The sequence below is a fragment of the Thaumasiovibrio clandestinus genome, assembly GCF_047250365.1.
In the GTDB taxonomy this organism is placed as follows: domain Bacteria; phylum Pseudomonadota; class Gammaproteobacteria; order Enterobacterales; family Vibrionaceae; genus Thaumasiovibrio.
Genome location: NZ_JBLBVL010000019.1, coordinates 25,579 through 50,343, shown reverse-complemented (window position 1 = coordinate 50,343; position 24,765 = coordinate 25,579). Strand labels below are relative to the sequence as shown.

Below are 24,765 nucleotides of genomic sequence, written 5' to 3'. Positions count from 1 at the left end.
ATACAACTTATTGATTAATATGGGTTGATTATTAGCATGTGCTTGACCAATTCAAGATATTCAGATGATGAAAGATTAGAGTTGTTCTACCTGTTTAACCGATAGGAAAACCATTTTCTATGGCTTTGAGTTCCAGTGGAGCGGGCTACCGATATAACACATCGCTAGTTTTTTTATGGTCTAATTGATTGCCTCAAAACTAAAGGCTAAATTCCAACCATAAAACCGTTAACAGAAAGCAAAGTTCAGACAAAAGAAAGAAGACCAGTATATAGATGGTCGACAAGGTGTGGTGAATGATGGTCACGCTATGAGAGACTGGGGGCAGCGATAGCCTATATCTAGTTAACAATATATAGGCTATCGATAAGATTAGTTACTGTTTTGGAAGGTGCCTACGTCTAATATTTGACGTTTTACACGATAGCGACAGATGTAGTTCCAGTTCCAAGATTCGTCGTATTTGTGGCAAAGGCCCCACTCTAATCCTGGCTCTGAAGTAGTGTCTTGTTCGTCAGAGCGGTAAATACCTAAAGCTTCAGGAGCACCTTTGATGTATGACATTATTTCAAAATTAATGCCATCTTTTGCCCACTGAATGGTGTTCTTTTCAGGGCCGTCAGTCGTAATCAAAGATGCGATACCGCCGTTCTGATGCCAAACAGCAACTTCATGGCCACTGTTGGTTATTGGGTTATAGTCTGACTTTACATATGGCCCAAGGATATGGTCAGCGATCGCGACGCCATGCTTGATTTCCCTACCTCCCATATTCATCTCTTCGCCCATGGTTTCACCTTTGTAATAAAGATAAAACTTGTCTTTGAAATACATTAAACATGGGTCATGAACTTTATGGCTGTCGAAACTGCCTTTTGATTTAACATTAAAACGATTGTCTTCATCGCCTAACCATTCTCCGTCTTTCGACGGACTTAGAATTGGAGCCTCAGACTTTGTCCAGGGACCGTAAGGAGTGTCTGACCATGCTATAGCAATCTCTTCAAACTGACGGTTTGTGTATGGCGATTTAACGGTTTGATATACTAAATAATACTTGCCATCATGTGCCAAAACCTCAGGTGTAAATACCGCTCTATCATCGTATTGACCAGCTTTACCTGCTTGAATGGCCGGACCTTGTTCTTTCCAAGTGATGCCGTCGTTGGATGTAGCGTGCCATACTTCGGTGAGATCCCAAGGGAAAACTTTGTCTTGATCATTTCCAGAAAAACCAACGGTTTCCCCTTCACCTTTGGTATACCAACAATGATAAATGCCATCGACTTGAATTACGGCTGTCGGGTCACGACGAATGACACCTTCTTCATACTCGAAGTCACCTTTGAGAATAGCGACATCAAATTCAATCATCCACTCTGGGCCTTTAGCATCGTAGCCTAGTTCGATAGCACGTTGGCTGGCGAGACTAAGTTTGTTACTTGAGTTTTCCATGTTTGCTTCAACCAATTGAAGTTAATAATGCTAGAAAGGTAAACCAATTTTAAATTTGGTGCAATAGACTAGGCGTAGCAAAGTAAGATAGCGTGATAGCGTGCACATTTGGGCGATACATACTGCATTTCTAGTTGTTTAAGTAATAAGCATGTAACTTAAATAAATAATATTTGTCGATTTATATTAGAGATACAATGACCAAAAGTAGCATTGCATAAAGGAAAAAAGAGTAAATATATTTATTATTTTTTGCTTTGGCGTGCCAATTTCCCATGTTTGGTGTGCCACTGTGACATGGTTCACTGAAATTCATCGATCTATCAATTATAAATACATCTATTGGTTGGCCAGATTATGGTTAAGCCACTAAAACGTAATGAACACTTGAAGAAACAGATTTTTCGTACGCTTTGTGTACGCTCGAGAGGCCAGCTATGACAACAGTAAAGGTAAGTGAAGGGAAACTGAGGGAGCTGACGTTTAAGAAACTAACGGAAGCAGGGTTTTCTGAAAGTGATGCAATTGATGTGTCAGATGTTCTTATTTATGCAGATCTTACTGGAGTGCATTCTCATGGCGTTATGAGAGTGGAGCATTATTGCCAACGATTAAATGCTGGTGGTTTAAATGCAAATGCCAAACACAAGTTTGATGTAATTTCTCCTTCGGTTGGGGTGTTGGATTCGGATAATGGATTAGGTCACCCTGCACTGATTAAAGCAACAGATAAAGCGATTGACATGGCTTATGAGACAGGACTTGGTTTTGTTAGTATTAAAAGTACATCTCATTGCGGTGCCCTCTCTTATTTTATGAACATGGCTACTGAAGCTGGGATGATAGGGATAGGTATGACTCAAACGGATTCCTGTGTTGCACCACATGGCGGAGCTGGTCGATTTTTGGGTACTAATCCCATTGCTTTCGGTTTTCCTGTTGAGGGTAGCCACCCTATGATTGTTGACATGGCAACAAGCGCAACTGCATTTGGAAAGCTTCTACATGCTCAAGAGACCGGATCTCAAATTCCTTATGGTCTTGCAATTGATATTGATGGCAACCCAACGACTGATCCACATAAAGTCGAAAACTTGTTGCCATTTGGCGGACACAAAGGTTCCGGCATCGCATTGGCTATCGATGCACTAACCGGAGTTCTGATGGGAGCAAACTATGGAAATCATATCGTTAAGATGTATGGTGACTATGAGAAGTATCGCAACCTCGCTAGTCTTATTATCGTCATTAATCCAGAGCGTTTAGGTACCCCTCTCTTTTCAGCGACAATGGCTGCACTTGTCAGTGAATTAAGACAAGTAAAACCTGTCCCTGGTGCTCAGAAGGTGATGGCACCAAATGATCCACAGATTGCTTACACGCAAGAATGTTTAAAACAAGGAATTCCAGTCGCACGTGGGGTGTTCGAGTTTTTAACCAGCTAAGATTCGTATGTTTTGCGACTAGGCGGGTGCCTACATGTTAGGCGCGTCGCCTTTTTTTGAAAGTACTTCTGATCTAGGATGTGAGCAGATTGTAAGGTTTAGTTCACGTTTTTACTGCTGTTTACAATTGTTTTCTACGCAATTGCCACTTGAATTCGTATCCTATAAGGTTACCGTGCTGCATTTCTTTGCTGCATTTCTTTGCTGCATTTCTTTGCTGCATTAATGGCGGTCTGTCGCTTTATTAATCACTATTCTATTAATTACCCACAAAAACACAAATAAATTGGTTGACCATTACTCTCAGTAAGTTACCCAGTGGCGAAAAGTGTTACACCTGTCACTTTATATTGGTAAATCATTGTGTAGTATTCGTTGTAGGGTTTTAAGGCAGGCCATGTAATGGCAGTTTAGGTTTATAACGGAGTAATTATGAAAACCGATTCCAATAAAGTAGCGATGGGCAAAATTTGCCTGATGTACTTTTTTTACAATTTTTTCTGGTCGCTAAGTTCAGGGTCACTATTTGCAGTTTGGTTAAACGATAGAGTAGGTATTGATGGCTCACAGATAGGCGTGCTGTTTGGCTTGCAGACTGGTATTGCGGTATTGTTCAAGCCTGTGATGGGTTACGCCATGGATAAGCTTGGGCTAAAAAAACACCTATTGTATTTCATCTCAGTATTGAGCGTAATGATCGGTCCTTTCTATATTTATGTATATGGGCCACTGCTGAGTGAATCGACCACTTTCATACCTGGAATCATAGCAGGTTCTGTTTACTTGGGTATGCTTTTCCAGGCCGGCAGTGGTGTGATCGCTTCATACTCAGACCGTTTTGCACGTTGCCACGACAATGATTTCGGCTTGGTAAATGGTTTCGGTATTGCCGCGTGGGGGGCATCCGCTATCCTTGCTGGCTATCTCTATAATATTGACCCTGACCTGATTTTTGTGGCGTGTAGTGTTGCTGCATTGTTGATGTTATTCTTTATATTTTCTTTGCGTGTGGAACATTTGGATGAAATTGACAATGAGGTTATCTCCGCTAAGAAAATTCAAAAATCGGACGTTATTGAACTTCTTAAGAATCCAAAAATGTGGGCGTTCATGACATACGCTGGTACTATCTCAGTCGTATTTTGGACGTCAATGACTCAGTTTACACGTTACTTTATTAGCTTTTTCCCAACGCAAGAAGAAGGGATCATATTTAGCTCAAATATGGATGGGTTGACGGCAATATTCCTATTTTTAGTAAGTGCTAGTGTTCCATTTGTCATTAAAAAAATCGGCGCAAAGGGAAGCCTAATTCTCACGGCTATTGGTATTACCTCGTTCTTACTTATGATAGGTTACGCCGGTCTGGGAGAAAAGAATCTTTATCTAGCAGTCATTGCCAAGCTTCTGTTCGGTATAGTCAATCCATTACTTATTGTTTCCATATTTGCTTATATTGCAGAGCAGTTTGACAAAAAGGTCAATTCGTTCACTTATATGTTCGGTTTCCAAGTAGTTAACAACATAATGACTGCTATTGCTTCACCTTTTATGGGGACAATGTACGACTCTCACGGGTTTTCAATGAGCTACATTTACTTCGGTGTTTTTGCTGCAATGGCGACAGTACTTGCAATGTTTACTTTGAGTTCGCCAAAGCCCGATGTAAGCCAGGATGAATCAAGCGAGACGGTAACGGCATAAGACTACATAGGGAAAGTAATTATGAAAATACTATATATTGTACGTGGTCCTTTTGGAACAGGTAAAACAGAATTTGCAAATACTGTATGTGAAGACGTTGTCTCATGCTGGGATTATTACGCTAAGTACGGGCGTAATAAGTATGATGAGAATCTAAAGCCTCATGCGGATAATTATTGTCGAGAATCTGTGCTGCAATTAATGCGCGATGGCGTAGAGAAAATTGCGGTTACAAATTCGTTTTCAAAAAACGCGGATTTGGACTATTTTTATCAGGCCGCAAAAAATCATGGGTATGAAGTATTCAGTTTGGTTATGGATTCAAAAGACCCTGAAAGGTATAAGCGAGATGCACCGGAAGATGTTGTTCTAAAGCAGATTATTAATCTAAAGAACAACGCCGTATACCATCAAAATTTTTAACTTAGTTTGGAGGTGCTTTGGCATCTCCTTTTTGAATGAGGGTACTTGAGTGCTATTTGGTAATGTTAATCAGTTGTCTCTTATTCCTTATGTCAGCGAGGATATTAGGGGCTGGATAAAGAATGCTATTGAAATTAGCAACAATCACACTAACGGAAAATTCCCTATTGGTAACAAAGGTGTCTTTGTTGTGCTTGCTGAAGGTAAGACTGAGCTACTGGAAAATCGTCAGGCAGAGATACACAAAAAGTATGTAGATATCCAGATTCTTCTTAACGGTAATGAAACTATTGGGTACAGTAATCATTTAGATGCAAAGTTGAAAAGTCTGAATGATATTGATAATGACGTGATGTTTTTCAGTACAGTCGAAAATGAACAGTATGTCAATCTAAGTAAGGGAGACTTTGCCCTGTTCTATCCAGACCAATTACATAGACCTCTTTGTGCGACATGCGAATCAATGTTGGTAAGGAAAGCTATAGTAAAAGTACCAATTGAGTGTTTACAAACTAAATAACCTCTGTTCGGTTTAAGCCATCCAACATGACACCTGATTTCCTGTATTAGGCATGTTGAGCGATGGCTTTTCTGGTTTCAGACAATAGGAGTAGTGGATGATCTTGGAGAAAAATTGAGCCTTATAATAACCTAGCAAATAAGGTAAAGATATGAATCCAGAAGAACGAGTCACTATCACCACTAATTAAATTTACGACTATGAATAATCCCCGTTTTATTTCGCAAGTGCAGAATTATCTTGCTAGGATTGTATAGATATATGTCAAGCTAGTTAAGTTAATAAATAAATATTCGATCTTGCTCTTGATTTTTGCCTTTTATTCGGCATTTTTGCGTAAATACCTTCTGAAGTATGGGGCTAAATAGAATAAATTCTATATACGTGATGCTAGTTTTGAGAACCTGATCAATGATCGGGTTGATGTATTAGGGTAAATTGGTTGACAATTATTTTGGCGGCAGACATACAGTACTGCTAGTTACTACTTTGAGGTTTACACCATGTCAGTTTTAGAATCAGATGCTAACAAGTATTCTGAACATGATACTTCTATACGTCTGTTTGATTTCGATGATGCCCACATTCCTAAGCAGTTTTCTTTTAATAATGTAGACGCGACGATCATCACCGATAGTGTGGGGATTACGGCTGGAAAACATGCCTTGAAAGTTGACACGAAAAGCAAAGATAACTTCTACACATCGGTATTTTTAGAGCCCGGTGAAGGTGAAGTATGGGACTGGAGCCAATTACCTGCCTTTAGTTTTGCTTTTGATGTGGCAAATGTTGGGCATCGCTCCACCCAGTTGTTCATCAATCTTTTTGACCACAAAGGACAGATGCATAGCCGATGTGTCAATATTCCGAAAGACTCGAGTGATACTTATCTTGTTGAGCTAAAGGGTGAGTATTTAAAAGGTAAAACGAACTTCGATTCTGGTTTTCGTTCAAACCCAGCCTCCTTTGATACTCCCTACGTTTATGCTACTTGGATGTGGGGGTTAATGAATGTCGATTTAACTAGTGTTAAAAAAATCGAATTGAGTGTTCATGGCACTCTTATTGATCATCATCTTGTGTTCGATAACTTCCGTTTGATGCTGAACCCTGAGCCTAATCCAAGCTTTTTGGAAGGCATTATCGATAAATATGGACAGAATAGAGATGCGGAATATGCTGAAAAAGTTCAGTCTGATGACGACCTAGCCCAAAGAACTGAACGTGAACTCCAGGTCCTAAAAGAGGGGGCAATGCCAGATCGTAGTCGATTCGGTGGGTTTAAAAATGGACCGAGACAAGAAGCAACAGGTTACTTCAGAACGCAAAAGATCGATGGGAAATGGTCATTGGTCGATCCAGAAGGTTACCCATATTTTGCGACAGGTATAGATATTATTCGTCTCGCAAATGCCTATACGATTACTGGTGTTGACTATGATCACGGTAAAGTAGAGGCAAGAACATCCGACGACGTTACACCAGAGGACTCTAAAGAGAAAGTTACTGTTCCGAGTGAAGCTAAGGCGACAGCATTTGTCGCAAACCAGTCTCGTCGGGACATTTTCCAGTGGCTACCTGACTACGATGAACCATTGGGCGAGCATTATGCTTATATGCGAGAATTATTTGAAGGTCCGGTAGAACGTGGAGAAACCTTTAGCTTTTATGCGGCCAATTTGCAGAGGAAGTATGGTAATAACTATCTTGATACTTGGCGTGAAGTCACTATGGATAGAATGCTTAACTGGGGCTTTACTTCATTAGGCAACTGGACTAACCCTGAGTTCTATAGTAATGAGAAGATTCCTTTTTTTGCGAACGGTTGGATCATTGGTGATTTTAAAACGGTGAGCAGTGGTGACGATTTCTGGGCGGCACTTCCAGATCCTTTTGACCCTGTATTTAGAGAGCGTGCTCGTGCTACGGTTAGCCAAGTTCGTTCAGAGATAAAAGACACGCCTTGGTGTGTTGGTATCTTTATCGACAATGAAAAGAGTTGGGGACGAATGGGCTCGATTGAAGGGCAGCATGGTATTGCTATCCATACTCTTGGCCGTGATGCAGTAGAATGCCCAACGAAAGCAGTGTTCGTCAGAACGCTTAAAGATAAATATGGTGAGATAAATGCTTTAAACATAGCCTGGGGAACAACGATAGCGTCGTGGGAACAGTTTGCTAGTGGTGTGAAGGGACTCGAAAACAACGACGCACAACTTGCAGACTATGGTTTTTTACTTGAAGTGTATGCTTCTGAATACTTCCGGATCGTGAATGAGGAGCTTAAAGCTCAGCTTCCTAATCACCTGTATCTTGGCGTGCGTTTTGCCGATTGGGGTATGACTCCTGATGTCGTGCGCGCAGCCGCAAAACACTGTGACGTTATTAGCTATAACTACTACAAAGAAGGACTACATCCCGAACCTTGGAATTTCCTGCCGGAGATTGATATGCCGAGCATCATCGGTGAGTTTCATATTGGCTCAAAAGATGTTGGTTTTTACCACCCAGGGTTGGTTTGTGCAGCTAATCAGCAAGAACGCAGTGAAATGTATGAAGCATACATGCATACGGTTATCGATAACCCATACTTTATCGGCGCACACTGGTTCCAGTATATTGACTCACCTATTGCTGGTCGTTCTTTTGATGGTGAGAACTATAATGTTGGTTTTGTATCGACGGCAGATGTCCCTTATGCACCTATGGTAGAGGCGGCACAGCGTCTTCATAGTCAGATGTATAAAAGGCGTTATAGCAAGTAGCAACAAAAAGAGGTTGGCATAATGTGCCAACCTCCTTGGGGTTAATATTATGAAAATAACCAATACGCGTATTGTGTCTTGGATTGCAGCAATTCTAGCTCTACCGAGTATTGCTTGTCCCTTTCATGGGCTCGAAGTTGACGGATTGACTGCTGAGCTTTCTCATACAATTAGCTATTATATTCAACATAACCGAAAAACGGGACTTCTTACCCCATCATCCAATGACGCGATGGTGCTTTTTTCCTTCCTTCAGATGGTGAAAAATGCCGATAATGAGTCTGTTGCTTTTCACTTGCGCCAGCCTATTGATGGTCACCTGTCTTCATTCGATTCCACGAGCACGTCGATAAACTTATCGTACAAAGAAAGTGGCGACTTACCGGTACTTATCACTGAGACCGACGTATTACATGGCTTAGTCACGAGAAAGTTGAGTTGGACTTTTGCAAAAGTAGAGGGGTTGGTTACGATTAATGGCAGTGCAGAACAGCGCGAACAATTGGACCGAATATTTCAAACTATTTTTGGTTTTGCGGCACCCCTGACAAAAGATTGATTCGAATTGCTTTTGCTGATACGCCAAAGGCCTTTTTTAAATTGTCGACAGAATGTGGAAGTGTCCATGTTTAAATATTTTGCTATTTCTTTAAGTGTGATGTCTCTTTTATAGTTACTCTGTAGCCATGTTAGCGCAGATGATATTTTTTTGTTTTTTAATTCATGCTGGAAGTCTATGTCTACGTGATTTACGATGTAGCTAGAAGAGATGCGCTCTAATAATCTTATTGCGCAAGAGAGCATGTTTTTATTATTGTTTGTTAATTGCTTTATTATATTTGCGGTGGGCTCATCAATAGAGTTATGGATATATACTTTCGCTGTGCTTTTGAGAGGATTTTTTAGCGGTTGAAAGTAGGAAGTGCTCAATAGTTCACTATTGATAATGTCAGGTGTAACATGAATGATAATCGACTTAGCCCAGTTGTAATCGCTATTGGATAAAAATCGCTGAGGTAAGTTAGATGGCACGAAAATCAAGTGTCCGGGTCGATAATCTATGATTCTATTGCCCGAAATTAACTTTCCTGAATCTTCTAATATATACACCATTTCAATAGGTGAATAATAATAAATAGTATCGAAGCGCAGACTAGAAAACTCTAAAGTGTTGCGCTTCGTTCAAATATGTCTCTGGTTTGGCTTTCATAGTAATTCATGCGGGGTGTGTGATAACGTTCACATTAAGTAGCTCAGGTCAATTAGCGTCTAAAATTTGCCATTCTAGCGCAATACATGGACGCTTGGAAATAATAACATTTAAAGTTATGAGGTGTTTTTTTCTTATGGGGTTGTTGATGACTAAATTATGATAATGAAGATTATTTTGTTTGACGTGTTGATATTAATTTCTTTTTTTAATAGGGCAAGGAATGAGTAAATATAATTATATGCGGGTGTTGCGTTCCGTTTCACTTTATTCTCTTTTGGGGCTGATATCTGTCAACGCAGAACCGTTGATTGAGACTCCAATTATGGTCGACCCAGTAGAGTCGGTCATAATGAAGGCGGAGGTTCGTGATAGTAAAACTAAGCGAATTGTTCTTGAACTCGACAATCAGGGAGCGTATTCGACGTTCAGTATTTATGCAAATAACAAGCTTATTGTTGATAATTACAACATTGCTTCTCCTGGTAAACATACGCTCTCAGCTGTAGTTAACTTCGATGAACTGGGACCTGTAGAGCTTAAATTGAAGGCTTTAACGTCAAAGGTCACGATTGAAAGCCTTCATTTTGAAGATCTGGATGGCCTTGTCGTACCTCAGTATGAAGACATCTCTGTTCAAGCAGGATTGGATAAAGTTAGCTCATTGAAATATGGTGGCCCTTCGGTTGCCGATATTAATAATAATGGGTTTTATGATTTTGTGGCTAACAATCATAATGACGTATCTAGTAAGCTATATTGGAATAACGGAGATGGCACGGTAACGAAGCACCATAAGGATCTTTCTCGGTGGTTTATGCATGATCTTCATGGAACATCATTTGCAGATTATGATAACGATGGGGACCTAGATTTAATCTTATCCCAAGGGGGCGGTAATGGCCGAAATCCGACACGAACCAATTTTTATAACAACAATAATGGCGAGTTTGTGCTTTATACCGGAGATGTTGGGATTGAACGAGGCGCGCGTGGTCGTGGGGCTAAGTGGGGTGACTTCAATGGGAATGGCCTTTTGGATTTCGTCCTAGTTAATGAATTAAGTATATTTGGTGATAAACCACAACATCATTTTTATCGGAATCTTGGTGATGGTTCGTTCGAGATGGTTGAGGTTGAGGGTATACAAGATCAAAAAACAGAACGGGCGTTGATTACTGATCTAAATAACGATGGTATCGATGATCTGGTGCTGTATGGGCATTCGCGGCCAATGTCAGTGTGGTTAGGTAATGGGGATTTCACTTTTACTAATATTACCTCCAAGTTTCCGCAGGAATTAGTTGAAGCCCAACAGATATCTGCCGTCGTGGATTTGGATATTGACAATGATGGCAATGTTGATCTCTATTTTGCACGAGGGAAAGAGTTTGAGCACGGAAGGGGGGAAGCCCCGTCGGTTGATTTCGATCCGGAATTACGGCAGTTCTCAATTAAACCAAGACCTTATTATGGAACAGAGGAGTGGGAGTTCACCGCGGAGGGAACGCTTAAGCTCGATAATTACTATTTTCTTGGACAATTCGGATTCCGCAACAAGGATTATCCTATCTTTTTAGGTAAAAATAAAATGGCGACACCAGTCGCTTCTGGTGAAGAGTTCGAGTTCACTGCTGAAGATGCAGAAGGTTGGCCTGATGACATTAGCGAGAGTGGCGTCTACTTCGGTCATGTAGGAAATGGCAAATGGAGAGCTGCTCTGGTTCGAAAGGGAGATCTTTTTTGGGCCTATAAGTTTAATTTAACTGGCGTCACTTCTTATAATCTGCAGTTTGTACCTGAAAACAGAAACCTTCGTGATTTTCTGATTCGCAATGATGGTGATCAGTTTGTTGATGTCTCTGAACAATGGGGTATTCCAATGGGCGGAAATGCGCAAGGGGTAACGACCGGAGACTTTAACAACAATGGAAAGCAAGACTTATTGATTTATCGTTGGGGGAATGTTAACCATAGGATTTCTGACCTCATGCTATTGAATAACAATGGCAGATACGAAGCTCTCACTATGCATGGTGCATCGGATGTTGGTGGCCCAGGCTACGGAGATATGGGGCAGGCGTTTGATTTTGATAGAAATGGTCGCGTTGACATTTTAAGTGGTAGTGAGTTTGGTGAATGGTATTTGTACAGCAACCAAACTGAGAATATTGGTAATTACGCGACGGTTCGCGTTGGTTACTCGCCAGTTGACAACATTGACCCCATTGGTGCCAAGGTTACGGTTAAAACCGCAAATGATACATGGAGGAAGCGAGTCGGTTCAGCGGGTGAGGTGTTCTCTCAAAGCTTGCTTAACATTGTACACTTCGGTATTGGTGATGTGGAAGAGATCGAATCTATCGTTATTACATGGCGAAATGGCGAGCAAGTTGAATTTCGGAACAAGAAAGCCAATCAGCTATTTTATACGGATTTGCTCGATCCTGAGTCATTGAATATTCACTCTCCGCTTACAGAGTTAAGAGCTGGTACATCAATGCCTCTGGAGATTACTGCTAGCCCGAAAAACGCAGATCTTTCTGTAAACTGGAGTAGTAGTGATAGCAATATTGTTTCAGTCGATCAGTTGGGGACAGTGGTAGCTCTAGGTAAACCCGGACAAAGTGCGATAGTCAAAGCAGTTAGCAAAGCAAACAGTGCTGAAGCTACCGTCAAGGTAACGATTGGCGACTGGATTCCACGACCGCTTACAGCGATAGACTTTGGACAGAGTGAACTGTCGTTGTTAAGTGGTCAAAATACTCGGTTAGAAGTGACGTTTAATCCTCTATTGCCGGACGATACCACATTGCAATGGTCTAGTTCCGATAGTAGTGTTGCATCAGTCAGCAATGAAGGTGTTGTTACCGGGGGGAATGCTGGTCGCACTACAATTATGGCTCGCTCTACCAGTGATCAGTCAATAGAACAACGTATTGATGTAACGGTGGCTGCTCCTGTAAAAGGCTTCGTTAAAATATCGGACAGCCAACACTATGCAAATGAGCCGTTACCTTTGGGGGAGAACATGACTATTTCACTCGATTACAATGCAGGTACGGGTAATAAGGCGATCTCTGCTGATGAAGGCGGCGTTCGAGTCTGGTTAAGGCATTTTCAAAGTAAATGGATACCTAAACGAGACATTGTTGTCGTTGACGAAACGGCCATAGGGAATGAATCGGGTAGCACAACGCTTACTATCCCTCTAGAGGGAGTTATACCAACTGCCGAACTGCCGGATGGTCATTTTTACTCATTGCGAGCTACGTTCACTTCTAGTGATGGTACTATGCACGACCATGAAATTTATCCACTGAATTTTGTGAACGAGTAGACGATGTAACATGAAATTGCGCCCTATCATTATCGCGTTAATATGAGGGGCGCAATTATTGGTGTGATGTCGATGGATATAGTTACTAATTAACAGTTATTACTTTTACGCCTTCCATCCTGATGTTTGTCTCTATCGCTTCGGTCAGTTCTGACAACGGAAACTCATGGGTGACTAGTTTTTCGATGGGCAAACCAATCTGTTTGATACCTTTCATACATCCAATCGCATTTGGGTAGTCTTCAGGGCTATATGCCCAAGAGCCAACCAGCGTAATCTCTTTATTGCAGATGTCCAAGTGAGGGTTGAACGATGCATCTCCATTATTTACAAAGAAACCGACTTCGCACAAGCCGCCACCTCGTTCAACAAGTTTTAGTGCAGTAGAGGCTGCTGTTGGCACGCCGGTGCACTGGAAGGCAAACTTGGCGCCACGACCTTTGGTGAGTGATTGCACTTCGGCGACCAGTGAGTCGGTTGAGTCGAAATCATGATAGTTTACAGTGTGGGTTGCGCCCAGTTCCTTAGCAAGTTCAAGACGAGAAACTTGCCCGTCAACAGCGATGATATTCAGCACTCCGAGAGTTCTTAGCACCGCAATCACCGACAAGCCGATAGGGCCTGCACCTTGGATCAGAACTGTTGAAGCGAAATTGATAAGTCCAGTTGTTTTTGCTCGCTCTACCGCATGGACGGCGACGGCGACCGGCTCAATAAGAATGCGCTCTTTCAGGCTGAACTCAGAGACATTGAAGAAGGTCGAACCCGGCTTGAGCACCACATAGTCACCAAACCAGCCGTTGAAGCGGTTCTCTGGCTGGTCGCCCATCAGGCCATAACAGCCCATGTTTTCACACAGGTTGGTTCTTCCCGGGGTGTTGACGCAAGGGTCACACTCGCCGCAAGGAATAATACTGGTGATCAGCTTGCTGCCGACTTGTACCGGTTTGCCGATGGTGTCTTTGCTGATCTTGCTGCCCAATTTGACGATCTCGCCCGTACCTTCATGGCCAAGCACAATTGGCATCACGCCAAAAGGGTCATTGCGGTATTCGTGGACATCGGTGCCACACACACCACAGCCTTCGACGCGCACCAGGATCTCGTCATCGGCGATCTCAGGCAGCGGGTACTGCTTGAATTCGAATGTTTTCAATGCGGTTAGGACCGCAACACTAGCTTGGTTAGGTATAGATACTACCATGTTGTTACCTCTGAAGATTGTTTAAAGACATAGCGATACTCTCCACGCAAGGTGGTGAGGAGCGCATGGCTATGCGTTTAAAAAGCGCGCCCACACACGAGGGGAGTGTGAGAGCGCATAAAAGGTTATAGGTGGGGGTTAACCGCTTTGAGTCGGTCTAGGACCACAGCCTGTACGCGAGGGATCACGTCTTTCATGATCACCGGTGGATAGGCAGAGCCGACATCCTTGTTGATCTCGGCGTGCGCTTCGCGCATGTAGGTGGTGTGGACAATTGTACCTATGTTGATCTTGGCGATGCCCATGGTGATCGCTTTCTGGATATCAGCATCGGCGATACCGGTGCCCCCATGCAGAACCAGCGGATTCGGTACGGCGTTGGCAATCTGCTGCAGACGGTCAAAGTGGATCTTCGGCGTGGTCGGGGTAAAGCCGTGTGCGGTACCGATACCAACGGCAACGATGTTCGGACCGGCTTCTTCACACAGGGCTACCACCTCAGCCACCGAGGCCAGGTAGTCGTCCTCACTCTGCACTACCACATCGCGGCCCATGATTTTGCCGATCTCCGCTTCTACCGTTACCCCGGCACTACGCGCGTAGTCGACCACTTCGCGGGTCATCTGGATGTTGGTCTTAAGGTCGTGGTGCGAGCCATCAATCATTACCGAGTCGTAGCCATCATCAATCGCCTGTTTACATAGGTCCACTGAGGTACTGTGGTCAAGGTGCAGATAGATGTTTTGCTTGGCGGTACGCTCAAAACCATCCACCATCTTGCGACACAGGTAGGTGCCGTTTAGCTCAGCGACCGGCGGGTAGGTCATCGCCATAAATGGCAAGTCCAGTTCGTTAGCAGCCAGTGCGACGGCGTGTAGGTCGTAGATATCATTGATATTAAAGCCTGCCAGGCAGCGCTTATCGCGGCGATAAGTGTTCAGCAGTGAGGTTAAATTGCTAGACATAGTCGGTTCCGTCCCTTAGAAATCGAGTTTTTTCGGTAAGCCGCGACCTGTGGTAGTCGCTGCAGTTGGTGCAAGTTCTTCAATGCCAATCCAGTAGTTGAACTCACGTAGGTCTTCCAGAAGATGGCCACGGGCAACGACCCAGTGGTGGTCCATACCGTAGTTCATGATTGAACTGGCAATCGACTTTGAGCACAGCGTGGTTGGGCTGACTTCACCGTAACAGCCGCGGTAGCGCATCGGTGAGTCAACGATATCCCCTTCAAAAGCAAAGATGGTTGATGCATGTGGGTATTGGTACTTGGCGATCGTGATCGGGCCCGTCTCCTGGAGGAACTCAAACAGCATGCCGTAAGAGGTTTCCGGGTCGTAGTTATCAAGAATGCTGTGATTGCGGATCTCAAGCTGGGTGTTGTCACGCAGCAGCTTGGTGGATGTGCCGCCGCAGTGCCACATACCCACCTTGTTCTCCTGGTGGTTGACGTAAGAGAAGTCCATCAGGGTTGGCAAGCCTTCGCTCATGGTGAACTCGTTAAACGCCACCATGGTTAGCAGGGCACCCATATCTGACTCATCAGCGACTGGGATACCGAGATCCTGAACCAGAGCCCCCGCACCATCACCAGAGATGCCATAGTTCTCAAACAGCTCAGGCCAGTTCTTCAGTGCCACGCCAATATAGCCGTTGCTGTTGGCAAAATCGGCGATAGCCAGTGCCAGACGAACCGATTTCTTCAGCTCGTCGTCTTTGACAAAGTTGTTGGCTACCTTGGGGTTAGAAAGCAGCTTGTCTACCAAAGGAGCCAGAGCAGTGTCGTCATACTTGTCTTCGCCATGACGCCAGATGGTGTGCATGTCGATGCGATCAATCGCCAGGCCAAAGTGCTTGGCGATTGACATCTCATTCAGCTCACAATCGTAGAAGCCCGGTACGCGCATCCCGCCGACCATCAGCAGTTTGGCATGCTTAAGGCGTGCTTTGGCTGACGCGGTACGGATAAAGCGACCGAGTGACTCTTCCAGGCTGGCATCGCCCGGCTCTTCGAAGATCCACGAGTATTTCACTTCCATAGAAGAGAGGTTGTTAAGCAGGAAGTTTTGCCCACACAGGCGGTTAGCGGTCAGGCTGCCACCGGTAGTCTCGGTGTGAGACCAACTCAGGACAGGAACATCGTGGTCAGCCAGCCACTGCGCCAGCGCCAGCGCCAGGTCACCCTGAATGTAAGAGGCTTGGTAGACCACCAATGCCTTCATCCCCTGGGCATAGTAGCGCTCCAGTAGTTCGAGCATCTCTTCTTTGGTCTGGATCGGTTCTTGTTCCGCCAGCATCGAGTTGTACTCGCTGAACACGCTCTTTACATCAGAAACGGCCTGAGTATAAGACTGCTTGGCTTTGGCCCAGTCAAAGTGCAGCTCGAAGCCAATGCCAATAAAGCCAACTGGTACGTCTTTACGTGGTGCTTTTGCTGCGACCAGTGATTGCATGCTTTGTTCAAGCAGACCGGTACGTTGTAAGAAGTTAACTGTCATAGTGGTTTCCTGTTATTCGTAATCTTTGATGAAAGACTCAACTTCGCTTGGTGACGGGAAGTAGGTTCTTCCGCCGAAGTAGGTGGCGACGATGGCGGCGAATGCAGAGGCAAACTCCATCCGGGCCGCGAGGTTGTAATCCTGAAGCAGCGCGTAGGCGTAAGCGGCATGGTAGGCATCACCGCAGCCGGTGGTATCCACTACTGCAACGCGGAAGCATGGCTGGTGGACAATGCCATCACTGCCAAGCGCCCAGCTGCCGTTGGCACCGTCGGTGATCACCAGTTGCGCGTCGGTGAGTTGTGCCAGGCTGTGCAGACACTCTTCGGCCTGCTCCTTCTCACTGATGAACTGTGCTGCTTCAAGCGGCAGGATCACGTGGCCGCCCAGTTTGAGCATCTTGAGTAGCTGTTGGCGGTCACCCGCTTCCATATCGACAACCGACAGGATGCCTCGCTCCTTGGCGAGCTCAAGCAAGGCGGTGTTACCTTCAATGTCGTAGCCATCGACGTACATCAGACGGGTGTTGTCGAGCCATTGAGGATCGATGTCCATCGGAGCCAGGGCGCGATAGCCGTGGGTGGTATAAAAAACGGTGCGCTCGCCAGATTTTGCGTCCACTTCGACCAGAGCGGTAGCTGGTAAAGCGCTTGGGTCTTTGAGCATCAGGCTGGTATCGACGCCACAGCGTTGAAATTCGGAGCGGGCGATCTCGCTCTGCGCGTTATCACCTAAGAAGCCGAGAAAACCCGTGTTGAGGCCAAGAGCGGCCATACCGCAGGCGCCATTGCCGGCTGGTGCACCACCTTGAATAACAATATTGTCGACTTCCTGCTTTCTGCCGAGGGTATATTGCTCAGGCAAAGTCACCAAGAGGTCGACAACATTAAGACCGGACACCAAAACATCAAATGCCATGCTGTCTCTCCTTATACATATTTGTGATTTGATAAGCACAGCATAAGAGGATTAGTGGTTCCTGATTAAATACTCTATTAGACTATGTGTGTACTATTTTTCCCCTTTCAGTTGTGTATCTTTGGGTTTGGGTGGAAAATTAGAACTAGAACAAGCTTTGGAGCCGTCAAATGAAACCCATTTTGGAGCATGTGCCCAATACCGAGCAGCAGTCGCTGTTTTTCAACCGCTATGAAAAAACCAGTTTTACGTTTCCTTGGCATTATCATCCTCAGTGGGAACTGACTTTTATCGTTGAGGGGGCAGGTTCTGCGTACACTGGTAACACCATACGTCACTTTGTGCCTCAGGAGCTTGCCTTAATAGCACCTAATGTTCCCCATTGTTGGAAAAGCAATACGGGAACCAAACGTGGTGTGAAATCGATTTTTGTTCAGTGGGATAACAACATTCTCGGTGAGAACTGGCTTGATAAACCTGAGTTTTCAAGCATCAAGTCAATGTTTGATAACTGTAGTGCTGGGCTGTCCTTTGATAGCGCTAGTGCGTTTGGTGAGAGACTGATAGCGTTGCAGCTAAAGAGTCCATTCAAAAGAACGTTAGGTTTTATTGATTTATTGCATGATTTAAGTTTGCAAACAGAGGTTACTTCCTTGGGACAAGGGGTTTTGCATGCTCCTTCTATAGAGGTCGACAAGCGCATTGTTGCCATATTGGATTATGTAAATAGGAATTATGTCAACACAATAACGGCGCAGCAGATGGCAGAACTAACGAATATGACACCGGTGTCATTCAGTAAGTATTTTTCGCGAACGTTTGAAAAGTCATTCACTCAGTTTCTAAATGAGTATCGTATCAGCCAAGCGTGTAGCTTGTTGATTTCCACTGAACAGTCAGTTGAACAAATTGCTTTTCAATGTGGCTATAACAATATGTCTTTCTTCCATCGTCAGTTTAAGGCGGTTAACAATGGTGTTACCCCTATGGCTTTTCGTGTGTCATACCTGCAAGCATAGTCCAGCTAACTTGCAGGCATGATTAGTGGTTTATTCTTGTGTTGGCTTAAAGACACGAATCCAATCGACTAGCATAGTGCTCTTTCCGGATGTATCAGCAAGATCGTCATCCGTTGGATCGAATGTCCACCAACTCTGTAGTTCGTTGTTAACAATGATATCCATTGGTTTGTAGAATCCTTTGCCACCTTGATAACCATAAGGATCAATAACAGAAGCTGGTGATAAATTACTCGCCGCTTCTAAGTCTGAAAAGTTAAAATCCTGTCGGTTTTGTTTGTAGATATGCACGGCTTGATACCCATTTTCCATGAGAAGCTCGTTGTGTGAATCGAGCTTGGGATAACTATAAGTCCATGTCCAGCCTGTTCCATCGTACATTTTTGTCGCAAATGCATTGTTGTAGAGAACTCGTACCAACTCACCGTTTATGTAGTATTCAAAGTGATACTCGTTGACCCAGTTTACGCCTATTTGCACAAACTGACGGTCGCCATTATTCCACGAATGGGCCCCCCAGCTTTCATGTCCTCCAAGGTGATGAGCATCGGTTGAGCCTCGCCACCAGCTGTTGACATCTTTGGGTTGATAATCCGTGAATGGGTTTCGAATAAATGAGTGATGGCTTAAATGAATGAATTTTGAAAAGTAATTATTGCCATTGCCGCCTCCAGCGTACGCTTCCAGAATATCAATTTCTTGCGTGTCATCGGGGCTTAGAAGCCATACAGCGGCGGCAAGTGAAATGTCAGACATACTAACGCTAGCTTCGACAAACACAGGGAAGACGACCTGATTATTAGAAGAAATACACCCGGCATTGACACCTGGTTTACCCTGCTTATCATCGCGATCGCTGCGAGAGACGGAGAATTGCAAATAGCCATCTTTGACAGCTACGTGATCGTGTTGCCAATATGTTGAACCTGGGCCATCCCAATCTGAGTGATAAAAGTTATACCACCGCCCCTCACCAAAATCTGTTTGATGTGCCGTAGGGTTGAACGTGTACTGGAAATCATCGGAGAGTGCAGTTTGTTCTTGCCAGGTTTTATTTGGGCCAGCATGAGCTGGAACACTAAGGTTATGAACATCAGCAGGAACTTCCGAAACAGAGGTATAACCAGATCGAGATATATCAGTAAGTATTGTACTACTATTAGGTCCTGAGTGAAGGGGCACAACACCGAATCTGTCATCAGGAGCTGATGGGTTACTATTTGACTCACCTCCACACCCTGTCAGTGAGAGCAAAATTGATGAGAGTAAAAATATCCGTTTCATTTACAATATTTCCTTTGAAATTTTATGTTGTCTATTGTGTGAGTTATTATTAATGATGTTTTCTTTTAAGGGCTTTAACGTAAAGCAAGAGGGGCATTTTCAGCCCCTGCTAAACAACACCTAAGATTGGTCAGATACTAAGCTCGTTTGTTTTTCTTTGGATGATTTTAGAATGAACTCAATCTCTTCGATTGATTTATCTTTTGTTTCAGGTAGTAGTTTGGCCATGAGGGCTAATCCGATCCCACTGAATATGGCATACATCATGAACGTACTTGCTGCACCGAACTGAGCAAGTTGCCAAGGGAAGAACTGTTGGATTAGATAACTGGCAATACTAGTTACTATAGCTGAAACAGGTATGGCGGCACTGCGGATAGCGTTTGGAAAAATCTCTGAAAAGAGCACCCACATGATAGGACCAATAGAAATGTGGAATGCCGCAATGAAGCCAAGAATCCCAAATAACACAAGGTATGGGTTAACATGAATTGCTTTTTCAATAAGAATGCTTTGATATTGACGAACTTCATCATCGCTATAAATAACCGATAAAGCATCTTTGAAAGCGAGATCACTTTCAAAATTTTGGTCTTTGATTTCTCTCAAGGGTTCAACATTAATGCTTTGGCTAAGCTCAGCGATAGTGGCTTCATTGATTTGATATTGTGCGCTATTGAAACCATAAGAGCAGGTTAGGTGACTCAAAACAGCACAGAGTAATCCAATTAACAGTAGTGGTCTGCGGCCTAACTTATCAATAAACAAAATAGCAATGATAGTAAATATGATGCTAGTTAATCCGATATAGATTGCTTGCTGAAAGGCGGCATTTCCACCAAACCCAATTTGCTCGAAGACTGTCGGTGCATAAAATAAGATGGCATTCATGCCGGTGATACCTTGAACAACAGCAATAGTTACGCCAATAACTAAGGCTGTTCGATACTTAGAACTCAGTAGTTGTTTCAACTGAATGGTAAAAGTGTGTTGGTTATCCTGTTTCGTTGTCATATTGAAGTTATTCATTGTATTAATAACTTCTTCATGAGAATAAAGGTTGCTGAGGACTTGTTTAGCTTGGCTTTGGCGTCCTTTAATAATTAGCCAGCGAGGTGATTCTGGTACTTTCAATAACAATCCAAGCCATAGAAATGCTGGTATAAGTTCTGAAGCTAGCATGGTTCGCCAGATGCCGGCATGTGACAAGAGAAAGTTGCTTTCCGTTGCACTGACGACTAAGTAATAGTTTATAAAGTATGCTGCAGATAACCCGATGACTATATTAAACTGATTACAAGAGACTAGTTTGCCTCTAAGGCGTGAGGGAGCGACCTCTCCTATGTACATAGATGCAAGTGATAGTGAGCTAAAAGCTAACCCTCCAACAAATCGGGCTGCTACAAGAAATTCATAATTAGGGGCGAGCGCTGAACATAGGGCAGAAAAAACGTATAACACAGCGATTAAAATGAGCGTTTTTTTTCGTCCCCATGCATCAGCTATTTTTCCTGCGAAGAAAAGGGCAACTATCGCGCCCAAGCTTGGAGCGCTGACGACAGTGCCGATCTGTAGGTTACTTAAGCCAAATTCGATGCCGATGTAGCGGATTGTGCCTGAAATGATTGCTGCATCAAGGCCGAAAACAAAGCCTCCAAAAGCTACTATTAATGCATATTTGGTTGCATTTCGGGTATGTAGGTCCATTTGATTATCCTATTCTCTATATTGGTGAACCTATGCTACACGAATGGGTCGAAACTAAATGCATTGTTGATCACAACTGGTAGATCAATTCAGTCTTTAATTAGTCGATTGTTAACCAGTGTCATGGTAAGGGTAACCTGCTATTGGAGTTGTCTTTTTCAGAAATAAAAAATCCGAGCTTGATATGAGCTCGGACTTTCAGCCAAGAGATATTTGTTCAGCAGTATATTGTATTGCTGAAAATTTTTATTGGTAATTTATGTAAACGGTCTTCTTTTGTAGATAACCTTCTAGACCGTATTTCCCATCTTCACCACCAATGCCCGAACGTTTAAACCCTGTATGATAACCGTTTAATAGCTCACCATTTGGGCGGTTAATATAGATTTCACCTACTTCTAGTTCGTTGACTGCCTGCATAATTTTACGCATATCATTAGTATATACATATCCAGATAGACCCAAATCGATATCATTCGCATACTCGAGAGCTTGCTCAAAGCTGTTTACTGGCATTGCTGCAACGATTGGCCCAAATGTTTCTTCTTTCATTATGTCCATGTCGTTGGTTACGTTAGTGATTACCGTTGGAGCAAACCAATAGCCTTTTTCAAATTGAGCACCTTCTGGTCTACCGCCGCCAATCTCGATAGTTGCGCCTTGTTCACGAGCCCTCTCTACCATGCGTGTCAGGTTTTCAATTTCTCGAGCGTTTACCTTTGGTCCAACATCAGTATCGCTGTCTAAAGGGTTTCCGACTTTTAGTTTTCCGACTTTTTCAATGAATTTTGCCATGAACTCATCATAGATCGCTTTATGTATGTACATGCGCTCATTTGAAGTGCAGATTTGACCGCAGTTAGCGAAGCCAGAGTTGACAGCCATTTCGACGACGCTATCTACATCGACATCATCCAATACAATGAATGGAGCTTTACCGCCAAGCTCTAAGTTAAGTGCCGTTATGTTGTCTGAAGCAGAACGATAAAGAATGGAACCAACTTCTGAACTACCAGTTAAGGTAACGAGTTTAGTAATAGGATTTTTCACTAGTTCATCGCCAACCACAGCGCCTTCACCAGAAATGATGTTGACTACACCTTTGGGGAAATCACACTCTGCGATAAGTTTAGCGAATTCAAGCACAGCTAAGGGTGTGTCTGCCGGTGGCATAACTACCATAGTGTTACCTGTTACAAGCGCATTACCTAGCTTACGAGCGGCCAAGGCTAAAGGATAGTTCCAGGCAAGCAAACCAACGGTTACTCCATAGGGCACACGTTGAATCCATATTTGTTCGTCTTGGTTTTCACTAGTGAAAATTTCCCCTTCTATGCGTCGAGCCGATTCGACTGCATAACGAAGAAAGCCGACAGATCCAGATACCTCGCCATAAGCATCAGTGAGTGTTTTCCCTTGTTCATTTGTTAGCAAGTGGGCATACCAAGCAGCGTTTTGTTCTAGCTTGTCTGCGAGTTTAGCAACATAACCTGCTCTGGTTTGCGCAGGTAAGTTAGCCCATGCCTTTGCTGCACGCTCTGAAGACTGAAGCGCTTTTTGAGCGTCTTGGCGTGTTGCGCTGGGCGCGTAGCCTACGATTTCTTCATTACTTGGGTTAAGTATGGTTATCGTTTCATTAGAAGAAGCGTCGGACCATTGGCCATCAATGTAAAGTTTGCTGTATAAAATAGACATATCTATCCTTCATCAATGCTGATTTAATGACGAGAATATAACGCACTCCGTGCAATTGGTAAACCAAAAACAGCATTGGTGGATTAATGTGTGATTATAGTCAGCATGAGCAGTGTTGGTCTTCGCTTTTTCTGCTTCAGATGCCACCGGTGGACGCCTACGAACGTGAACTGTTCAGTAATTATACCCAATTTTTCAATATCCGTGACATGTGCATTTTTGAAACTGGCACAAGTAGTGATAGAATTGGTCGTATTAGCGGATAATAGGTTGATGAATAAACTTGATAACCCCGGATGAAATATGACTGAAGAAAAAAACACAAAAAGAAGATATTATGATATCGGCCTACAAATCGAAGAGCTACTGCATTCGGGTGTATTCAAAGCCGGTGAGCGATTACCGTCGGAGCGCGAGCTGAGCGAGCGATTTGAAACCAGTCGAGCAACGATTCGCGAAGCGATTATCATGTTGGAACTGAAAGGGCTCGTTATTGTTAGGCAGGGGGCTGGAATCTATTTTATTGATTCACCTGATAAAGCTTCGAGTAGCGCATTTATACCCAAAAGTGATATTGGCCCTTTTGAATTATTGCAAGCGCGACAGATTATAGAAAGTAATATTGCTGGCTTTGCCGCGACACAGATTAAGTTTAATGAACTGAGAGAGTTGAAGAAAGTTCTCAACCAACAAGAAAGTCAAAAATGCGGAGATAGCGAAAAATTTGAACAGCTAGACGAGCGATTTCACCATCTAATTGCAGAATCGACGCAAAACCGAGTGCTTATTCGTCAGGCTGCGGAAATGTGGAATACTGTTCGAATTAAAAATCCGCTTTGGCGTGAGTTAAACCATAAGTATCTTCATGAAGAACGTTTGCAGAATCAGTGGATAATCGACCATAAACGAATTCTTATGGCACTGCAAAAACGGTCGGCAGAAGAGGCTAAGCAAGCTGTTTGGCAACACATTGAGAATAGTAAATTAGAACTGATGAAAATCGCTAGCTCTGAAGGTATGGATGCTGAACTCGATGATTTTTTCTTCGCATTGGACCTTCAGATAGAAGATATGTAGTCATTCTACCGAAATTACAAACATCATTTAACTAGATGGAAAAGTCTATCCTACTAGACAATTTCTATAACTTAAGTTGTTTAGAGCGAACTGGATAGTTAGTCTTACTTATGCAAGTGGTCTCTTGTTTAGGTTGTTTTTTGTTCAGGATGTGTGTGCAGTGATAGTATGCTTTGGGAGAGAAATTAACAGACTCAAGAGTTAGACAAGTAACTAGCACGCGCACATAGAGACATCGATAGACTAAGAAAAGCTTGCACTTTGTTCGTGCGAGACAGTTTAGGTATGATGCCGTGAAGAAAATGAATAAAGCGGGCGCCCTTTTTACTGTCTCGCAATTGTGCTAAGCGTATGGACAATTGCGAAACCATTAATAACTTATCATTAGCGGTTTATCGTCTAGTTTATAACTGTTCTTACTTCTAGTTAGAATATTGACAATAAAATAGAGTTCGGACACAGGTATTTTTTAACTTAGGCGTATTCTAGATTGGTATGTCGATA

The 24,765-nt window shown here is 43.4% G+C and carries 17 protein-coding genes; 9 read left to right on the top strand and 8 right to left on the bottom strand.

What is annotated here, in order from left to right; all coding sequences use genetic code 11:
• Positions 1-372 precede the first annotated feature (372 nt).
• Complete coding sequence (locus tag ACKLNH_RS17905; RefSeq protein WP_413113625.1) at positions 373-1,455, bottom strand: glycoside hydrolase family 117 protein; 1,083 nt, start codon at positions 1,453-1,455, stop codon at positions 373-375.
• Between the two features lie 437 nt (positions 1,456-1,892).
• Between ACKLNH_RS17905 and ACKLNH_RS17900 the strand changes: the two genes are divergently transcribed.
• From ACKLNH_RS17900 to ACKLNH_RS17870, 7 genes are all read left to right on the top strand, one after another.
• Positions 1,893-2,900: an Ldh family oxidoreductase gene (locus ACKLNH_RS17900; protein WP_413113624.1), complete on the top strand. Its 1,008-nt coding sequence runs from the start codon at positions 1,893-1,895 to the stop codon at positions 2,898-2,900.
• Between the two features lie 432 nt (positions 2,901-3,332).
• The gene (locus ACKLNH_RS17895; protein ID WP_413113623.1) at positions 3,333-4,604 is read left to right on the top strand and encodes an oligosaccharide MFS transporter; all 1,272 of its coding nucleotides are present in this window, start codon (positions 3,333-3,335) and stop codon (positions 4,602-4,604) included.
• A gap of 21 nt (positions 4,605-4,625) precedes the next feature.
• Positions 4,626-5,027 (top strand): ATP-binding protein, encoded by a 402-nt coding sequence (locus tag ACKLNH_RS17890; RefSeq protein ID WP_413113622.1) that lies wholly within the window; start codon positions 4,626-4,628, stop codon positions 5,025-5,027.
• Between the two features lie 49 nt (positions 5,028-5,076).
• Complete coding sequence (locus ACKLNH_RS17885) at positions 5,077-5,547, top strand: NanQ anomerase/TabA/YiaL family protein (protein ID WP_413113621.1); 471 nt, start codon at positions 5,077-5,079, stop codon at positions 5,545-5,547.
• Positions 5,548-6,050: 503 nt separating this feature from the next.
• Positions 6,051-8,312, top strand: coding sequence for a beta-galactosidase (locus ACKLNH_RS17880; RefSeq protein ID WP_413113620.1), 2,262 nt, complete (start codon positions 6,051-6,053; stop codon positions 8,310-8,312).
• 49 nt (positions 8,313-8,361) lie between these two features.
• Positions 8,362-8,871, top strand: a complete 510-nt coding sequence (locus ACKLNH_RS17875) for a hypothetical protein (protein ID WP_413113619.1) — start codon at positions 8,362-8,364, stop codon at positions 8,869-8,871.
• Positions 8,872-9,745: 874 nt separating this feature from the next.
• Positions 9,746-12,862, top strand: a complete 3,117-nt coding sequence (locus ACKLNH_RS17870) for an FG-GAP-like repeat-containing protein (protein ID WP_413113618.1) — start codon at positions 9,746-9,748, stop codon at positions 12,860-12,862.
• 85 nt (positions 12,863-12,947) lie between these two features.
• Here ACKLNH_RS17870 and ACKLNH_RS17865 read toward each other — a convergent pair whose 3' ends face one another.
• The 4 genes from ACKLNH_RS17865 to ACKLNH_RS17850 all read right to left on the bottom strand — a co-directional run bounded on the left by ACKLNH_RS17865 (position 12,948) and on the right by ACKLNH_RS17850 (position 17,479).
• On the bottom strand, positions 12,948-14,066 hold the full coding sequence (locus ACKLNH_RS17865; RefSeq protein ID WP_413113617.1) for a zinc-dependent alcohol dehydrogenase: 1,119 nt from the start codon (positions 14,064-14,066) through the stop codon (positions 12,948-12,950).
• Positions 14,067-14,191: 125 nt separating this feature from the next.
• Positions 14,192-15,031: a class II fructose-bisphosphate aldolase gene (locus ACKLNH_RS17860; protein ID WP_413113616.1), complete on the bottom strand. Its 840-nt coding sequence runs from the start codon at positions 15,029-15,031 to the stop codon at positions 14,192-14,194.
• Between the two features lie 15 nt (positions 15,032-15,046).
• Positions 15,047-16,561: an L-fucose/L-arabinose isomerase family protein gene (locus ACKLNH_RS17855; RefSeq protein ID WP_413113615.1), complete on the bottom strand. Its 1,515-nt coding sequence runs from the start codon at positions 16,559-16,561 to the stop codon at positions 15,047-15,049.
• Between the two features lie 12 nt (positions 16,562-16,573).
• The gene (locus ACKLNH_RS17850; RefSeq protein ID WP_413113614.1) at positions 16,574-17,479 is read right to left on the bottom strand and encodes a carbohydrate kinase family protein; all 906 of its coding nucleotides are present in this window, start codon (positions 17,477-17,479) and stop codon (positions 16,574-16,576) included.
• A gap of 170 nt (positions 17,480-17,649) precedes the next feature.
• Between ACKLNH_RS17850 and ACKLNH_RS17845 the strand changes: the two genes are divergently transcribed.
• Positions 17,650-18,498 carry an AraC family transcriptional regulator gene (locus ACKLNH_RS17845; RefSeq protein ID WP_413113613.1) on the top strand — a complete coding sequence of 283 codons (849 nt, stop codon included), beginning with the start codon at positions 17,650-17,652 and terminating at the stop codon, positions 18,496-18,498.
• A 30-nt stretch (positions 18,499-18,528) separates the two neighbouring features.
• Here the strand turns inward: ACKLNH_RS17845 and ACKLNH_RS17840 are convergent, their stop codons facing one another.
• The 3 genes from ACKLNH_RS17840 to aldA form a co-directional block, all read right to left on the bottom strand.
• Entirely contained in the window at positions 18,529-19,782 is a 1,254-nt protein-coding gene (locus ACKLNH_RS17840) for a LamG domain-containing protein (protein ID WP_413113612.1), read from the bottom strand.
• A gap of 120 nt (positions 19,783-19,902) precedes the next feature.
• On the bottom strand, positions 19,903-21,489 hold the full coding sequence (locus ACKLNH_RS17835) for an MFS transporter (protein ID WP_413113611.1): 1,587 nt from the start codon (positions 21,487-21,489) through the stop codon (positions 19,903-19,905).
• 246 nt (positions 21,490-21,735) lie between these two features.
• Positions 21,736-23,184, bottom strand: coding sequence for an aldehyde dehydrogenase (aldA, locus tag ACKLNH_RS17830; protein ID WP_413113610.1), 1,449 nt, complete (start codon positions 23,182-23,184; stop codon positions 21,736-21,738).
• Positions 23,185-23,487: 303 nt separating this feature from the next.
• Between aldA and ACKLNH_RS17825 the strand changes: the two genes are divergently transcribed.
• Positions 23,488-24,261 (top strand): FCD domain-containing protein, encoded by a 774-nt coding sequence (locus ACKLNH_RS17825; RefSeq protein ID WP_413113609.1) that lies wholly within the window; start codon positions 23,488-23,490, stop codon positions 24,259-24,261.
• The last annotated feature ends 504 nt before the right edge of the window (positions 24,262-24,765 follow it).

Bases quoted from the DNA above. Each gene is read 5' to 3' on its own strand.
- ACKLNH_RS17905 (WP_413113625.1), bottom strand. From the start codon at position 1,455: ATGGAAAACTCAAGTAACAAACTTAGTCTCGCCAGCCAACGTGCTATC.
- ACKLNH_RS17900 (WP_413113624.1), top strand. From the start codon at position 1,893: ATGACAACAGTAAAGGTAAGTGAAGGGAAACTGAGGGAGCTGACGTTT.
- ACKLNH_RS17895 (WP_413113623.1), top strand. From the start codon at position 3,333: ATGAAAACCGATTCCAATAAAGTAGCGATGGGCAAAATTTGCCTGATG.
- ACKLNH_RS17890 (WP_413113622.1), top strand. From the start codon at position 4,626: ATGAAAATACTATATATTGTACGTGGTCCTTTTGGAACAGGTAAAACA.
- ACKLNH_RS17880 (WP_413113620.1), top strand. From the start codon at position 6,051: ATGTCAGTTTTAGAATCAGATGCTAACAAGTATTCTGAACATGATACT.
- ACKLNH_RS17875 (WP_413113619.1), top strand. From the start codon at position 8,362: ATGAAAATAACCAATACGCGTATTGTGTCTTGGATTGCAGCAATTCTA.
- ACKLNH_RS17870 (WP_413113618.1), top strand. From the start codon at position 9,746: ATGAGTAAATATAATTATATGCGGGTGTTGCGTTCCGTTTCACTTTAT.
- ACKLNH_RS17865 (WP_413113617.1), bottom strand. From the start codon at position 14,066: ATGGTAGTATCTATACCTAACCAAGCTAGTGTTGCGGTCCTAACCGCA.
- ACKLNH_RS17860 (WP_413113616.1), bottom strand. From the start codon at position 15,031: ATGTCTAGCAATTTAACCTCACTGCTGAACACTTATCGCCGCGATAAG.
- ACKLNH_RS17855 (WP_413113615.1), bottom strand. From the start codon at position 16,561: ATGACAGTTAACTTCTTACAACGTACCGGTCTGCTTGAACAAAGCATG.
- ACKLNH_RS17850 (WP_413113614.1), bottom strand. From the start codon at position 17,479: ATGGCATTTGATGTTTTGGTGTCCGGTCTTAATGTTGTCGACCTCTTG.
- ACKLNH_RS17845 (WP_413113613.1), top strand. From the start codon at position 17,650: ATGAAACCCATTTTGGAGCATGTGCCCAATACCGAGCAGCAGTCGCTG.
- ACKLNH_RS17840 (WP_413113612.1), bottom strand. From the start codon at position 19,782: ATGAAACGGATATTTTTACTCTCATCAATTTTGCTCTCACTGACAGGG.
- ACKLNH_RS17835 (WP_413113611.1), bottom strand. From the start codon at position 21,489: ATGGACCTACATACCCGAAATGCAACCAAATATGCATTAATAGTAGCT.
- aldA (WP_413113610.1), bottom strand. From the start codon at position 23,184: ATGTCTATTTTATACAGCAAACTTTACATTGATGGCCAATGGTCCGAC.
- ACKLNH_RS17825 (WP_413113609.1), top strand. From the start codon at position 23,488: ATGACTGAAGAAAAAAACACAAAAAGAAGATATTATGATATCGGCCTA.